At 67.9% G+C, this 14,198-nt stretch carries 9 protein-coding genes; 5 read left to right on the forward strand and 4 right to left on the reverse strand.

The window, feature by feature from the left end; genetic code table 11:
- Positions 1 to 429: 429 nt before the first annotated feature.
- Together AB0M24_RS40170 and glnA are read right to left on the reverse strand one after the other, a co-directional pair.
- Entirely contained in the window at positions 430 to 3,960 is a 3,531-nt protein-coding gene (locus tag AB0M24_RS40170; RefSeq protein ID WP_363778993.1) for an FkbM family methyltransferase, read from the reverse strand.
- A 19-nt stretch (positions 3,961 to 3,979) separates the two neighbouring features.
- Positions 3,980 to 5,323, reverse strand: a complete 1,344-nt coding sequence (glnA, locus tag AB0M24_RS40175) for a type I glutamate--ammonia ligase (protein WP_363778995.1) — start codon at positions 5,321 to 5,323, stop codon at positions 3,980 to 3,982.
- A gap of 41 nt (positions 5,324 to 5,364) precedes the next feature.
- Between glnA and AB0M24_RS40180 the strand changes: the two genes are divergently transcribed.
- Together AB0M24_RS40180 and AB0M24_RS40185 are read left to right on the forward strand one after the other, a co-directional pair.
- Positions 5,365 to 6,000 (forward strand): LppX_LprAFG lipoprotein, encoded by a 636-nt coding sequence (locus AB0M24_RS40180; protein WP_363778997.1) that lies wholly within the window; start codon positions 5,365 to 5,367, stop codon positions 5,998 to 6,000.
- Entirely contained in the window at positions 6,000 to 7,517 is a 1,518-nt protein-coding gene (locus AB0M24_RS40185; RefSeq protein ID WP_363778999.1) for an MFS transporter, read from the forward strand. The genes AB0M24_RS40180 and AB0M24_RS40185 overlap by 1 nt, the downstream gene beginning before the upstream one ends.
- Here the strand turns inward: AB0M24_RS40185 and AB0M24_RS40190 are convergent.
- Positions 7,472 to 8,953, reverse strand: coding sequence for an alpha/beta hydrolase (locus AB0M24_RS40190; RefSeq protein ID WP_363779001.1), 1,482 nt, complete (start codon positions 8,951 to 8,953; stop codon positions 7,472 to 7,474). The genes AB0M24_RS40185 and AB0M24_RS40190 overlap by 46 nt on opposite strands.
- A 41-nt stretch (positions 8,954 to 8,994) precedes the next feature.
- A complete protein-coding gene (locus AB0M24_RS40195) occupies positions 8,995 to 10,557 on the reverse strand; it encodes an alpha/beta hydrolase (protein ID WP_363779003.1) in 1,563 nt (520 codons plus the stop codon).
- Positions 10,558 to 10,586: 29 nt separating this feature from the next.
- On the opposite strand from AB0M24_RS40195, the gene AB0M24_RS40200 reads away from it, so the two are divergent.
- Genes AB0M24_RS40200 through AB0M24_RS40210 form a run of 3 tightly spaced genes read left to right on the forward strand, consistent with a single transcriptional unit; the run spans position 10,587 to position 14,188 of the window.
- Complete coding sequence (locus AB0M24_RS40200; RefSeq protein WP_363779005.1) at positions 10,587 to 12,299, forward strand: NAD+ synthase; 1,713 nt, start codon at positions 10,587 to 10,589, stop codon at positions 12,297 to 12,299.
- A 48-nt stretch (positions 12,300 to 12,347) separates the two neighbouring features.
- Positions 12,348 to 13,538 (forward strand): sensor domain-containing protein, encoded by a 1,191-nt coding sequence (locus tag AB0M24_RS40205; protein WP_363779007.1) that lies wholly within the window; start codon positions 12,348 to 12,350, stop codon positions 13,536 to 13,538.
- Positions 13,539 to 13,540: 2 nt separating this feature from the next.
- Positions 13,541 to 14,188 carry a response regulator transcription factor gene (locus AB0M24_RS40210; protein WP_363779009.1) on the forward strand — a complete coding sequence of 216 codons (648 nt, stop codon included), beginning with the start codon at positions 13,541 to 13,543 and terminating at the stop codon, positions 14,186 to 14,188.
- Positions 14,189 to 14,198 lie beyond the last annotated feature (10 nt).

Consider the following 14,198-nt stretch of genomic DNA (forward strand, 5'->3'; position numbering starts at 1 on the left):
CTATCTACTCAAAGGAAAACTCCTGACGAGGAGTTTTCATATTACTGGCTGTGTTTCGGCACGCTGTTGAGTTCTCAAAGAACACGCGCTCACCGGTTCCATTCTCCGTTTCCGGAGAGTTTCTCTCGGGGCTTGTGTTTGAAGCTTAGCTCGTTCGTTTTCGCTTTGTCAAATCGGCGTTTCCGGCGATTCAGGCTCGGCGCAAACTCGCTTCGCATTCAGTTTTAAGCTTGGTTCAGAAGTTATCCGAGTGGTTTTCCGGTGTCAAATCGGGGTCATTTTCAGATCCCGGACAGCACGGTAGGCCGTTCATTTACTTCTGGGGGTTTGACGCCGTGAGACTTTACCCGGCCCGATCCGCGGTGTCAACCGCTCGTTCCGGGGTCTCGCTTGCGACTTGGAGAAAGTTACTCACAGCCCCGATCAAAGTCAAATCGCCTGGTCAGCGGGCTGCTTGATCGGCACGGACGGCGAAGGAGCAGCCGGCTTGGCGCCAACCGGACGCGGTCGCAGCCACAGGGTGATGGAACGAAGACCCTCCATCGCCCTCACGATCTGGTCCGGCGAAGCAGCCTGACGAGTCGCCAGCGGCACCAGGTCGTAGCCCCAGATGCCGAACTCCTTCAGCACCGTCACCGGATCGTCACCGAAGTCCGCGGTCGAGGTCGCCGAGAACTCCAGGAACACGTGCGGCCGATCGCGACGCAACAACCGCACCAACCCGGCCAGCGCCCGATGCCCGCGTCCAGGCGTGTCCACCCGCACGACGGAGAGCTTCATGCCCTTCGCGAGCTCGATTCCCTCGAGCTCCTTGTCCAGGCGCACCGACCGAACCCGAGCGACGTCCTCCCCGGCATCCGCGGCCAGCGGCGACACGGACACACCACCGGTCAGCGTCGGCGACACCGCCAGCTCACCGGCGCTCTCCCACGCAGCACCCTCGACGACGGTGAGACGAGCAGCCACCGCGGCAGGCAGGTTCGCCGAGACGTTGTGGCGCAGAAGTGCCGCAGCGGAAGGATCCGGCTCGACGGCGACGACGGCTCCCATCAGGCCGAGTCGCGACAACACCCTGATCGAGTGATATCCGACGTAGGCACCGACGTCGAGGAAGATCCCGTCCGGCTCCAGCACCGAGTCGAGCAGCTCCGCGAGGTCCGGCTCCCACACGCCGTTGGACGACAACAGCGGGAGCATGAACGCGTCGTCAGAGGGCAGACGCATCATGCCCGCGTCGCACAACACCAACGACGAACGCACCTCAGGCGCGTCACCAGCGGCCTCGTGCTGACGAACGACCACGCGCCGAAGAGCGTCCGCGGTCTGTTGTGCCTGATGAGCCGCACGCACAGCAACGTCCAACCGCGAGTCGCGCTCGCGGAACACCTCGACAACCTTCGACTCCAACGAGTCGATCCGGTCCAGCGTGCGATCCAGAGCGACCGTCAGCTTGTCGATCCGCTCCGCCAGCACGTCGTCGGACGTCGCGCGCTTCGCCGCCTCGGCGACCACCGCGTCCTCGATGTCCCGCAACCGGCGACCCTGACCGGCCATGTCCGCACGCACGCGCACGACACCGTCGTCCACACCGACGAGCTGGTCACCGAAGTGCGACTGCCGGCCCGCGACCTGCTCGATCTCGGCCCGCAGCAGCTCCAGCTCACCCGCGCCGACACCGGTCCGCAGCGCGTCCTGCCGGTCGACCAGCTCGGACACCGTGCGCTCCACCCCGTCGATCAGGGTGTGCAGCACCTGGCGCATGTGGTTGTCGTAGTGGTCCAACGCGCGCAACACGATCTTGCGCAACGCCGGCGCCATCGGCGTCCGATGAGCGGTGTCTATGTTCGGCTGACGTAGTAACGCGTGCTTGGCCGACTGCAGCGCGAGCATCGGGTCGACCTCGGGCTTCGGCTTCGGCCGACGCGCGCGCCATCCCCGATACGCGTGCTCGACGCGTTCGCGCAGCATCTCCGCCACGCGCGGAACGGACCGCACGGCCAGTACGTGCTCACGAGAAGCAGCACCCAGCGCCTCTGCGGTCGGCAGGTCATCGGCCAACGAGCGCAGCAACCGCGAAGCTGCCTGCACATCGGGCTCGGCACCTTGGTGACACGGCACGAGAACAGCGGTCTTGCCGAACAACTCGGCAACGGCGCCATGGTCGGACGCCACGACAGGAACGCCCCGCACGGCCAGAGAGGCCAAACGCAGCGCGATCCGATCGTCCGCCCCACCCCGGTGCAACGACACCACGGCGTCTGCGTCCAGGCACACGTCGAAGTCCTCGACCAACGAAATCCGCTGGTCAGAGGCCGTGGCCAAACGCAACCGCTCAGCTGCTTCCGGGTGCTCGAACGCCCCGGACACCGCGATCCGCAGCTCCACGTCCGTGCGATCCGGGAACGCACTCAAGAACGCCGACACCGCACCCAGCACGTTGCCGGGCCGATCAAGCGCATGGTCCGCGATCGCCGCGAACACCACCACATCACCAGATGTGTGCTCACGCGCGCCAACGTCGGCCACCGGCACGGGCATGACCCGCACGATCGGTCCGCCGATGCGTTCGGCAGCAGCACGAGACAGGTCCGAAGACAGCCACAGCTCGTTGACGCCCGTGCGGTCGTCCGCGGCAGTGGCGTCCAACGCCACCTCGACGACGAACCGGCCCGGAGGCACCTCGTCGTCGGGAGAAGTCCGCACCACAACGGGATAACTGGCCTCAGTGGACACCGGCAGTCCGGACGCGCGCGCCGCCGCGAGCATCATGTCCGCCAACGGCCCAGAGCCCACAACGGACACACCGAGCTGGTCGAGCAGTGCGGGTCCATCGGCACGTGGCTGCGGCACGGCAGGCACGGGCAAGCGTCCGGAAGCGACACCGACACCGGAACACCACTCGCGCCACGCGTCAGCGTCCGCACCGTAAGGCGCCGGGAACTGTTGCTGCAGCAAGACATCCGCACGCCACACCGCGTCCGCCCACCGCGTGCCACCGATCTCCGTCGGCTCGCACGCCCAGACGAGGAACCCACCACCACCGTCTTCCCCGAACGCAGGCAACGGCGTCGGCGAGGCTTCCCGGTAGTCGGCGCGCAGCTCGGACGGGATGACAGTCCCGTCGACGAGCGCACCGAAGCGGTACGGCACGGGCGCCACGGTCCACCCGCAGCGCACCAGCTCGGCACGATACGAAGAACACAGCTCGGCGACCTCGGCGTACTCCGACAGCAGCACGCGCGGCCGTTCGGTGAAATCCGCCGACAGCAGCCACGGACGACGCGGATCGAACCCGCGGAAGTGCACCGTCAGCAGGTCCTGGCCGACCACGGCGAGCGAACCCGACTCGGTGCGGTGCAACGGCCGGTCGGCGACGTTCCACACCGACAACCCGAGCCGCGCGTCCCGCAGCACGTGGTGCGGGACGATCGCCGGCATGTCCAGGGAAGCCAGGTAGGGCTCGGCCCCTTCACCCACGGCGATGAAACCGGGGTCGAACGCGCCGAGGTCGTGCAGGTCGGCCGGACCGGGCTGCAGACCGTCGGACGGCAACGGCCGCAACGTGCGCGGCAGCAGCACCACGGGTGCGTTGCGCAACGACTCCAGCACGAGCTTCGTCAACGACCCGAACACCTGCACCCACGGGTCGAGGTACAGCACGGGCATGCCCTGTGTCAGCAACGCTTCCAGCAGCCGCGGCAACACAGCTGCCTTCAACGCGTCAGCGTCCAGCGAGGTCGCGAGCACGTGCAGCTCGAGCTCGGACACCCCGATCTCGGCGGGCGTGATCAGCCCGGGACCGGCGTGCTCCGGCTGCGCGTCCACGATCAGCGCGACGAACCGGCCCTCGGGGTGCTCCGCGAGGAACGAGCTGGACAGGACCTTCACCGCGGGCAGTTCCGCCGCCGTGGCGACCGTGCACGCGCAGATCGTCGGCTGGAACTCGGGTACCTCTGTCACGGAGAGCAACGTATCGGCCTCACAGCACGGGAAGAAGAGAGCGCAACTCGTACGGGGTGACGCTACGACGGTACGCGTCCCACTCCGTCCTCTTGTTGCGCAGGAAGAAGTCGTAGACGTGCTCGCCCAGCGCTTCGGGCAGCAGCTCCGAGTTCTCCATCTCGGCGAGGGCCTCGCCGAGGTTCTGCGGCAGGTTCGCGTAGCCGGCCGCGCGCCTCTCCCGATCCGTCAACGACCACACGTCGTCCTCGGCGGGCGGCGGCAGCTCGTAGCCCTTCTCGATGCCCTTCAACCCGGCGGCCAGGATCACCGAGTAGGCGAGGTACGGGTTGCACGCGGAGTCGAGCGAACGAATCTCCACGCGGCGGGACGACGACTTACCCGGCGAGTACATCGGCACACGGACCAATGCCGACCGGTTGGCGTGACCCCAGCACACGGCCGTGGGTGCCTCACCGCCGACGATCAGCCTCTTGTACGAGTTGACCCACTGGTTCGTGACGCCGGAGATCTCGCGCGCGTGCTTCAGCACACCCGCGACGAACATCTTGCCGATGTCGCTGAGCTGGTACGGGTCTTCCTCGTCGTGGAACGCGTTGCGGTCGCCCTCGAACAACGAGAAGTGCGTGTGCATGCCGGAGCCCGGCTGCTCGGAGAACGGCTTGGGCATGAACGAGGCGCGCACGCCCTGCGTGATCGCGACCTCCTTCACCACGTAGCGGAACGTCATGACGTTGTCCGCCATGGTCAGCGCGTCGGCGTAGCGCAGGTCGATCTCCTGCTGGCCGGGCGCGCCCTCGTGGTGGCTGAACTCGACGGAGATGCCCATCGCCTCCAGCGCCTCGATGGCGTGGCGGCGGAAGTGCGTGGCGGTCTCGTGCGACGTCTGGTCGAAGAAGCCGCCGTTGTCCGCGGGCTGCGGCTCGCTGCCGTCGCCGGGCAGGTCCTTGAGCAGGAAGAACTCGATCTCGGGGTGCACGTAGCAGGTGAACCCGGCCTCGCTCGCCTTCGACAACGTCCTGCGCAGCACGTGGCGCGGGTCGGCCCACGACGGGGAGCCGTCCGGCATGGTGATGTCGCAGAACATGCGCGCGGAGTAGTTCGAGCCGTCCGGGGTCTGCCAGGGCAGCACCTGGAACGTGGCGGGGTCCGGCTTCGCGACCATGTCCGACTCGTAGACACGGGCGAAACCCTCGATCGCCGAGCCGTCGAACCCGATGCCCTCGCTGAAGGCGCCTTCGAGCTCGGCCGGTGCGACCGCCACGGACTTCAAGAAGCCCAGGACGTCCGTGAACCAGAGCCGGACGAACCGGATGTCGCGTTCCTCGAGCGTGCGGAGCACGAACTCCTGCTGGCGGTCCATAGGGCGCAGCTTAAGGGCTCCCGGGACTCTACGATCAACGCATGTCCGCCCGTTGGTTGTTGGTTTGCGCACTCGCCCTGCTCACGAGCTGCACGTCCGGTGGAGATCTCCCCGATGGTGCGACGTTGCTCTCGAAATCGGCCGAGTCGATGCGCTCGGTCAAGAGCGTCCACTTCACCATCAAGGTGGAGGGAGAGCTGCCGGACGTCCCGGTGAAGGAGGCCGACGGCGACCTCACGTCCGGCGGCGACTCGAAGGGCAACGCGAAGGTCACGTTCGGCGGCCAGCTGCTGTCCATCGAGTACGTGCTGACCGGCGGAAACCTGCACTTCAAGGGCCCGACCGGCGGGTTCACCAAGCTGCCGGCGGCGTTCGCGGGCCAGGTGTACGACCCGTCCGCGATCCTGAACCCCGACAAGGGTGTCGCGAAGGTCCTGGCCAGCACTAAGGACGCGAAGACGAAGTCGTCCGGTGACCTGTCGGTGGTCGAGGCGACCGTGCCGAAGGACGTGGCCGCGGGTCTCGTGCCCGGCATCTCCGCCGACGTGAAGGCGACGTTCTCGATCGACAAGGACAACCGGCTGAAGAACGCGCTGTTCGAGCTGCCCGGTGGTCAGAAGGTCGACGTCGGGCTCGCGGACTTCGACAAGCCCGTCACAGTCGTAGCACCCGAGTAATGCGGAAGGTCGCCCTCGCCGCGTCCGGCGCGGCTGTGCTCCTCGGCGCGTTGGACGCGTACGTCGTCGTCGGTGTGCTCACGGACATGGTGCGTGACCTGGGCATCGCGGTGAACGACCTGCACCAGGCCACGCCGATCGTCACCGGGTACCTGCTCGGGTACGTGGCGGGCATGCCGTTGCTCGGGCAGCTGTCTGACCGGCTGGGGCGGCGGTTCGTGCTGCAGGTGTCGCTGCTCGGGTTCCTGGTGGGCTCGGTGATCACGGCTCTCGCGGCCGAGTCGCCGTTGCTCGTCACCGGACGTGTGGTGCAGGGCTTGGCCGGTGGCGCGTTGCTGCCGGTCACGATGGCTCTCGTCGCCGACCTGTGGGAGGAGCACCGGCGGTCGACCGCTCTTGGCGCGGTCGGTGCTGCTCAAGAGTTGGGGTCTGTTCTCGGCACGCTGTACGGCATCGGCGTTGCGTCGCTGTTCAACGCGTTGCCGTTGTTCGAGTCGTGGGAGCCGCAGAGCTGGCGGTGGGTGTTCTGGGTCAACGTGCCGTTGGCGGTCATCGCGATGGTGATCGTGCAACGGACCGTGCCGAACACACGGCGTGAGGTGCGCATCGACGTCGTGGGCGGCGCGTTGCTCGCCATCGCGTTGTCGCTGCTGGTGGTCGCCCTCTACAACCCGAAGCCCGCCGAGTCGGTGCTGCCGTCCTGGGGCTGGCCGGTGCTGGCGGCGGCGGTAGTCGTCCTGGCCGTCTTCTTCTGGTGGGAACGCCGTTCGGCCACCAGGCTGATCGACCCGGAAGGCGTGCAGTGGCGGCCGTTCTGGGCCGTGCTCGGCGTGTCGCTCGCGGCCGGTGCCGCGTTGATGGTGACGCTGGTCGACGTGGAACTGTTCGCGCAGACCGTGTTGCGCCGCGACTCCGCTGCCGCCGCGACCCTGCTCACCCGGTTCCTGGTCGCGTTGCCGATCGGCGCTGTCCTGGGTGGGTTCCTCGCGTCACGTCTCGGCGACCGCTGGGTGTCGTTCGGTGGCCTCACGATCGCCGCGGTGTCGTACGTGTTCATCGCGCAGTGGCCCGTTGACGTCAGCGGGTTCGCACTCACCCGCGACCTGGCCATCGCCGGGTTCGGGCTGGGTCTGGTCATCGCGCCGTTGTCCGGCGCTGTGCTGCGCGTCGTCCCGTCAGTCAGGCACGGCGTGGCGTCGGCGTTCGTCGTCGTCGCGCGCATGACGGGCATGCTCGTGGGCGTGGCGGCTTTGTCCGCGTGGGGACTCCACCGGTTCAAGGAGCTCACGGCAGGCCTGAACACCCCGCTGCCGTTCGGGGTCGAGAAGGACGTCTACCAGCAGCAGTTGGCCGAGTACCAGCGCAGGCTCACCGAGGCGCTGCTCACCGAGTACCACGAGATCTTCCTGATCACGGCGGTGATTTGCGCGCTCGGAGCGCTGGGTTCGGTCCTCCTGCCCGGGAAACGCCGTCAGCAGACCGAGTCCGTCTCCGGAAGCCTCAAGTCCACCAGGTAGTTCGTGCCCACGCCGTCCACGCAGCCGATGCCCGCGAGGAACGCCGTGTGCTGGTTTCCGTTGTACGTCAGCAACCGCGCCCCGAGCGCCCGCGAAAGGTCCACTCCGGACTGGTAGGGCGTCGCCGGGTCACCGGTCGTCGAGATCACCAGCACCTGCGGCAGTCCCTGCACCTGCGGCCGATGCGGTTCCGAGGTGTGCGGGGCCGGCCAGAACGCGCACGGCCCGAGCGCGGTCTCGTCGGTGGGAACCGTGTCGTTGCCCAGGATCTCCAGCAGCCTGCGACGGTTGGACTCGAGCTCGGCGCGGTCCTTCACCGGTGGTTCGTCGACGCAGCGGATGGCCACGAACGCGTCCTGGATGCGGGAGTACGAGCCGTCCTGGGCGCGGCCTAGGTACTGGTCGGCAAGCTGCAGCAGCGTGGAACCCTTGTTCTGCTTGAGTTCCTGAAGACCCTTCAGCGCCGTCTCCCACAGCCGGTCCGAGTACATCGCCTGGATGATGGCGGTGTTCGCGTCCGAGTGGGACAGCTTGCGCTCGCCGACCTGCAACGGCGTCTTCTTCAGCGGCTCGATCACCTGCCGGAACTTGGACTCGGCGGAGTTCGGGTCCTTCCCGATGGGACAGTCGCGTTGCGCGCACCAGCCCGCGAACCGCTGGAACGCCTGGTCGAAGCCCTGCGCCTGCCGTGCCGCCGCGTCCACCTTGTCGCCGTCGGCGGCCACCGCGCCGTCGAGCACCATCGCGCGCACGTTCTTCGGGTACATCTCGGCGTACAACGTGCCGATGCGCGTGCCGTAGGAGTAGCCGAGGTACGTCAGCTTCTTCTCGCCCAACGCCCCGCGCAGCACGTCGACGTCACGCGCGACGTCCCGGGTGCCCACGTTCTTCAGGAGGTCGATACCGCTGCGCTCGGTGCACCTGTCGACGAAGAACTTGTTCTCCTGTTCGGTCTGGTTCGCGCTCTCTCCCTTGGGCCGCAGCCGTTGCGCGTCCCGTTCGGAGTCGGTCAGGCACTGCACGCGGGGCAGGCTCGCGCCGACACCGCGCGGGTCGAATCCCACGACGTCGAACCGCTTGCCGACCGGGTTGTTCGGCTGCATGTTCGCGACGTGCGCCATGCCCGAGCCACCCGGACCGCCGGGGTTCACCACCACGGAACCGACCCGTCGCCCCTGTTCGGAGGCCTGCCGGCGTAAGAGACCGACGGAGATCGTGCCCCCGTCCGGCTTCTCGTAGTCGAGCGGGACCTGCAACCGCGCACATTGGATGCCCTCGCGCTCGTACAGGCCCTTGCTCTTCGCGTCCGTCGCGAACGGCTGACACGCGCCCCACGCCAACGCCTGCTCGTAGAAGCGCGCCAGGCCCTTGCGCGCGGCGACGGGGTTGCCGTCTATGCGCGCGTAGGACGTGGACGTGCCGAGCAGAACGATCAAGGCGAACAAGGCAGCGGTGACTCGGGATCGCCTCTTCGACATTAGGCGCACCGGGTTCCGTCGGCGGGCAAGGTCTGGTCGATCAGGTACTTCACGCCGACCTCGTCGACGCACTGCACGCCCTGCAGGAAGACCGTGTGCTGGACGCCCTCGTACGTGAGCAGCTTCGAGTTGAGCGCCTTCGCGAGGTTCACGCCCGCCTGGTACGGCGTGGCGGGGTCACCGGTCGTGGAGATGACCAGCAGCGGCGGGATGCCGTCGGCCTTCGGCGGGCCGGTGCGGGCCGAGACGGGGGCTGGCCAGAACGCGCACGAGTCGAGCGCCGCGCCGGGCGGGTTGCCGTCGTCGAGGAACGGCGCCGCCTCCTTGTACTTCTTCGCGGTCTCCAACAGCGCGTTCTTGTCCGTCAGCCGTGGGTCGTCGACGCAGTGCACGGCGTTGAACGCGTCCGTGATGGTCGAGTAGTTGCCCTGGTCGTCACGGTCGAAGTAGGCGTCGGCGAGGGCCAGCAACGTCGTGCCGCGACCGTTCTTCAGCTCGTTGAGGCCCTTGAGCAGGACCGGCCAGAGCTGCTCCGAGTACATCGCCTGGATCGCGGCGGTGATCGCGTCGTTGTAGGAGAGCTTGCGGTCGCCGACGCCGACCGGTTTCTGGATCAACGGCGTCGTGAGCTGGCGGAAGCTCGCGTTGGCGTCGTCGCCGAGAGGGCATTCGCCCTTCTCGCGGCACCACTTCACGAACTCGTCGAACGCCTTCTGGAAGCCGGCTGCCTGGGCGACCAGCGACGCGAGCTGGTCCTGGGTCGGATCGACCGCGCCGTCGAGGATGAGCGCGCGCACGTTCTGGGGGAAGGTCTCGGCGTATTCGGTGCCTATGCGGGTGCCGTACGAGTACCCGACATAGCTCAGCTTCGCGTCGCCGAGCGCAGAGCGGAGGACATCCATGTCCTTAACTACGTCCCGCGTGCCCAAGTTGGCGAGCATTGCCGCCCCGAATTTTGTTCCGGCGGCACACTTCTCGGCATATGCCTTGTTCTCTTGCTCCGTTTGGGCGATTCCCTGCGCGCTCGTATCAACGTCGAGGTCCAAACGCTCGGCATCGCGCTCCGGTCCGGTGAGGCACTTCACCTCCGGCTCGCTCGCGCCGATGCCCCGCGGGTCGAACCCGATCAGGTCGAAGCGCTTGCCGAGATCGGTCTTGCGGTAGTCCGAGACCATGCCCGCGGCCGACGCCATGCCGGACGCGCCGGGGCCGCCGGGGTTGATCAGCAACGACCCGATCTTCTGGCCGGTCGCCTTGTACCGCAGGACGCCGATCGTGATCGTGTCGCCGTCTGGTTTGGAGTAGTCGAGCGGGACGGAGAGACGGGTGCACTCGACGTCCCGCTTGCTGCCGTACGCCTGTCTGCTCGACCCGGTCGTGGCGAACGACGAGCAGTCCTGCCACGCGAGCTGCTGACCGTAGAACTTCTCCAGACCTGCGGGGACAGTCCCGGCAGGACCCGGTTTCTCGAGGGTCACGCCCGGTTTGGCCGTCCCTTCCAGGACCGACGTGCACGAGGCGAGAAGGGGAATGACCAGCAACACGCTCAAGAGACGGACCACAGCCCGATGGTATGGGAGATGATGAGGGCATGCCGCAGCTTCGCATCGCGCTCGCCCAGGTCAACGCCACTGTCGGCGACCTTTCCGGGAACGCGTCGTTGGTCGTGGACTGGACGCGCAAGGCCCGTGAGGGCGGCGCGCACCTCGTGGTGTTCCCCGAGATGGTGCTGACCGGCTACCCGGTCGAGGACCTGGCGATCCGCACGTCGTTCGCCCGTGCTTCCGCGGAGGCGCTGGAGGAGCTGGCTCGGACGCTGGACGACGCCGGGCTCGGTTCCGTGGCCGCGGTCGTCGGGTATCTGGAACACGACTCCGTGGGTCCGCGCAACGCCGTGGGTGTGCTGCACGGCGGGCGTGTCGTGGCGCGGCAGAGCAAGCACCACCTGCCCAACTACGGCGTCTTCGACGAGCGGCGGCACTTCAAGCCGGGGGCGTCCCTGGACATCGTGCGGATCAACGGTGTCGAGGTCGGCATGGCGATCTGCGAGGACCTCTGGCAGGACCACGGCCCGACCAGCGCGTTGGGTGACGCCGGGGTCGACCTGGTGGTCTCGCCGAACGCGTCGCCGTACGAGCGCAACAAGGACGACCAGCGGCTGCCGCTGGTCGCGCGCCGGGCCGCCGAGGCCGGGGCGCCGCTCGTCTACTGCAACCTCGTCGGCGGGCAGGACGAGCTGGTGTTCGACGGCGACTCGCTGGTCGTCGCCGAGGACGGTCAGCTGATCGGGCGAGCGCCGCAGTTCGTCGAGCACCTGATGCTCGTGGACTTCGATCTGCCGGAGGGCTCGGAGTACGAGCAGGGGCAGATCGGCGACTTCTACATGCGCCGTGTGTTCGTGTCCGACGCGGTCGCCGCTTACGAGCCGTTGCCCGCGCCTCGGGTGTTCGAGCCGCTGTCCGATGAGGCAGAGGTGTGGCACGCGCTGGTCACCGGTCTGCGCGACTACGTGCACAAGAACGGCTTCCGGTCCGTTGTGCTCGGTCTGTCCGGTGGCATCGACTCGGCCGTTGTGGCCGCTCTGGCCGTGGACGCTCTCGGCGCCGACTCCGTGTACTGCGTGTCGATGCCTTCGTCGTACTCGTCGGAGCACTCCAAGTCGGACGCGTCGGATCTGGCCCAGCGCACCGGACTGCACTTCAGCACCGAGCCGATCGGCGACATGGTGTCCACGTACGTCTCGCAGCTCTCGCTGACCGGTCTGGCCGAGGAGAACATCCAGGCCCGCTGCCGCGGCATGTTGCTGATGGGCCTGTCGAACCAGCACGGGCACCTGGTGCTCGCGACGGGCAACAAGTCCGAGCTCGCGGTCGGGTACTCGACGATCTACGGCGACGCGGTCGGTGGCTACGCGCCGATCAAGGACGTCTTCAAGACGCTGGTGTTCGGGCTGGCGCGGTGGCGCAACACCGAGGCGGAGAAGCGCGGCGAGGTGCCGCCGATCCCGGAGAACTCGATCACCAAGCCGCCGTCGGCCGAGCTGCGGCCAGGCCAGGTCGACTCGGACTCGCTGCCGGACTACGACCTGCTGGACTCGCTGCTCACCCAGTACGTGGACGGCGACCGCGGGTACGACGACCTGATCTCCGCCGGGTTCTCGTCCGAGCTGGTCGACCGCGTGCTGCGGATGGTGGACAAGGCCGAGTACAAGCGCCGCCAGTACCCGCCGGGCACCAAGATCTCCGTCAAGGCGTTCGGGCGGGACCGCCGGCTGCCGATCACGAACGGGTGGCGCGAGGGGTAGAGCCTGCTCTACCGCGCGCGACCTGGTCCTTTGGCTAGGTTTGCCCTCATGAGACGGATCTGGGCGGCACTCGCCTACCTGGCGACCGGCCTGTTGACGGCCATAGCGTCGTGGCTGGCGATCGGTGTGTTGCTGCTGTCCGTGGTCGTGCTGCCGTTGCTGCCCATCACCGCGCCGGTGATCCGTCGGATCGTGGACTTCGACCGGCAGCGGCTCGCGCGCTACACCGGCGTGGCCGTGCCGTCCGCCGAGCCGCTCGACGGGCCGTGGCTGCACCGGGCGCAACGGGTGCTGGCCGATCCCGCCAGTCGCCGGGACGGGATGTGGCTGATCACGCACGCGCTGGTGGGCACGCTCTTCGGGGCGATCGCCGTCGGCGTGCCGGGGTCGCTGGTGCAGCAGCCGGTCGTGGTGCTCACCTGGTGGTCGGTGCCTGGTGGGATGGAGAACTCGTTCGGCGTCCACGTCGACTCGTGGGCGACGGCGTTGCTCAGCGTGCCGATCGGGATCGTGCTCACGCTGATCCTGACGCAGCTGCCGCGCCTGGCCCAGCTGGACGCGAGGTTGGCCCGGACGTTGCTGTCGCCGCCGCGGGCATCGTTGGAGAAGCGGCTCGCCGAGGTGGTCGCGACGAGGGCCGCCGCGTTGCAGGCGCACGGGGCCGAGCTGCGGCGCATCGAGCGGAACCTGCACGACGGCACGCAGAACAAGCTGGTCGGCGTCGTGATGATGCTCGGGATCGCGGAACGGACGCTGAAGCAGAACCCTGACAACGCGCTGCAAGCGTTGTTGAGGGCACAGGACGCGGCGGGCGACGCGCTGGAGGAACTGCGGAACGTCGTGCGCAGCATTCACCCGCCCGTGCTGGAGGACCTGGGGCTGGACGGGGCGATCCAGGCTTTGGCGGCGCGGTGCCCGGTGCCGTGCGTGCTGCAGGCCGAGCATCTCGGACGACTCCCCGCCGCGGTGGAGGCGGCGGCGTACTTCGCGGTGGCGGAGGCGTTGACGAACGTGGCCAAGCACAGCGGAGCGCGACACGCGTGGGTCAGCCTCGGGGTCGACGGCCAGGGGCTCACCGTTCTGGTGCACGACGACGGCAAGGGCGGCGCCGACGCGGCGCGGGGAACCGGGCTGGACGGCATCCGCGGCCGGGTGGAGGCGCTGGACGGCACCGCGAGCGTCAGCAGTCCTTCCGGTGGCCCTACCGTGCTCACCGTCGTACTACCTGTGGGGAAGTGACCATGCGCATCGTGATCGCCGAAGACGACGCTCTGCTCCGCGAGGGGCTGACGTTGTTGTTGCGCAACGAAGGCCTCGAAGTCGCAGCGGCGACCGACAACCCGACCGACTTCCTCGAAGCCGTGGCCGAGCACGAGCCCGACATCGCCGTTGTCGACGTACGGATGCCACCTACGTTCACCGACGAGGGACTCAAGGCAGCCGTAGAAGCACGACGGCGGCACCCGAAACTGGCCGTGCTGGTGCTGTCAGCGTGGGTGGAGCAGAGCTACGCGCACGAGCTGTTGGCGGGCACGAGCGGTGGCGTCGGCTATCTGCTGAAGGAACGTGTCGGCAAGGTCGCGGACTTCCTCGACTCGTTGCAGCGCGTGGCGAACGGTGGCACGGCGCTCGACCCCGAGGTCGTGTCGCAACTCCTGGTGCGGCGCAAGGCGGACGACGCGCTCAGCGTGCTGTCACCACGTGAGCGCGAGGTGCTCGGGTTGATGGCACAAGGGTTGTCGAACGCGGCCATCGGCGAACGGCTGGTCGTCAGCGCGGGTGCGGTGCACAAGCACGTGGGCAACGTGTTCCTCAAGCTCGGCCTGAACACCGAGGACGGGGCGGGCGACCGCCGGGTTCAGGCCGTGCTCGCGTACCTGGATCACTGAGCCGAATCGG

The organism is Lentzea sp. NPDC051838 (assembly GCF_040681245.1).
Taxonomy (GTDB): Bacteria; Actinomycetota; Actinomycetes; order Mycobacteriales; family Pseudonocardiaceae; genus Lentzea.

Excerpts from the sequence above, each read along its gene's own strand:
- glnA (WP_363778995.1), bottom strand. The coding sequence starts at position 5,323 with ATGGACCGCCAGCAGGAGTTCGTGCTCCGCACGCTCGAGGAACGCGAC.
- AB0M24_RS40180 (WP_363778997.1), top strand. The coding sequence starts at position 5,365 with ATGTCCGCCCGTTGGTTGTTGGTTTGCGCACTCGCCCTGCTCACGAGC.
- AB0M24_RS40185 (WP_363778999.1), top strand. The coding sequence starts at position 6,000 with ATGCGGAAGGTCGCCCTCGCCGCGTCCGGCGCGGCTGTGCTCCTCGGC.
- AB0M24_RS40200 (WP_363779005.1), top strand. The coding sequence starts at position 10,587 with ATGCCGCAGCTTCGCATCGCGCTCGCCCAGGTCAACGCCACTGTCGGC.
- AB0M24_RS40205 (WP_363779007.1), top strand. The coding sequence starts at position 12,348 with ATGAGACGGATCTGGGCGGCACTCGCCTACCTGGCGACCGGCCTGTTG.
- AB0M24_RS40210 (WP_363779009.1), top strand. The coding sequence starts at position 13,541 with ATGCGCATCGTGATCGCCGAAGACGACGCTCTGCTCCGCGAGGGGCTG.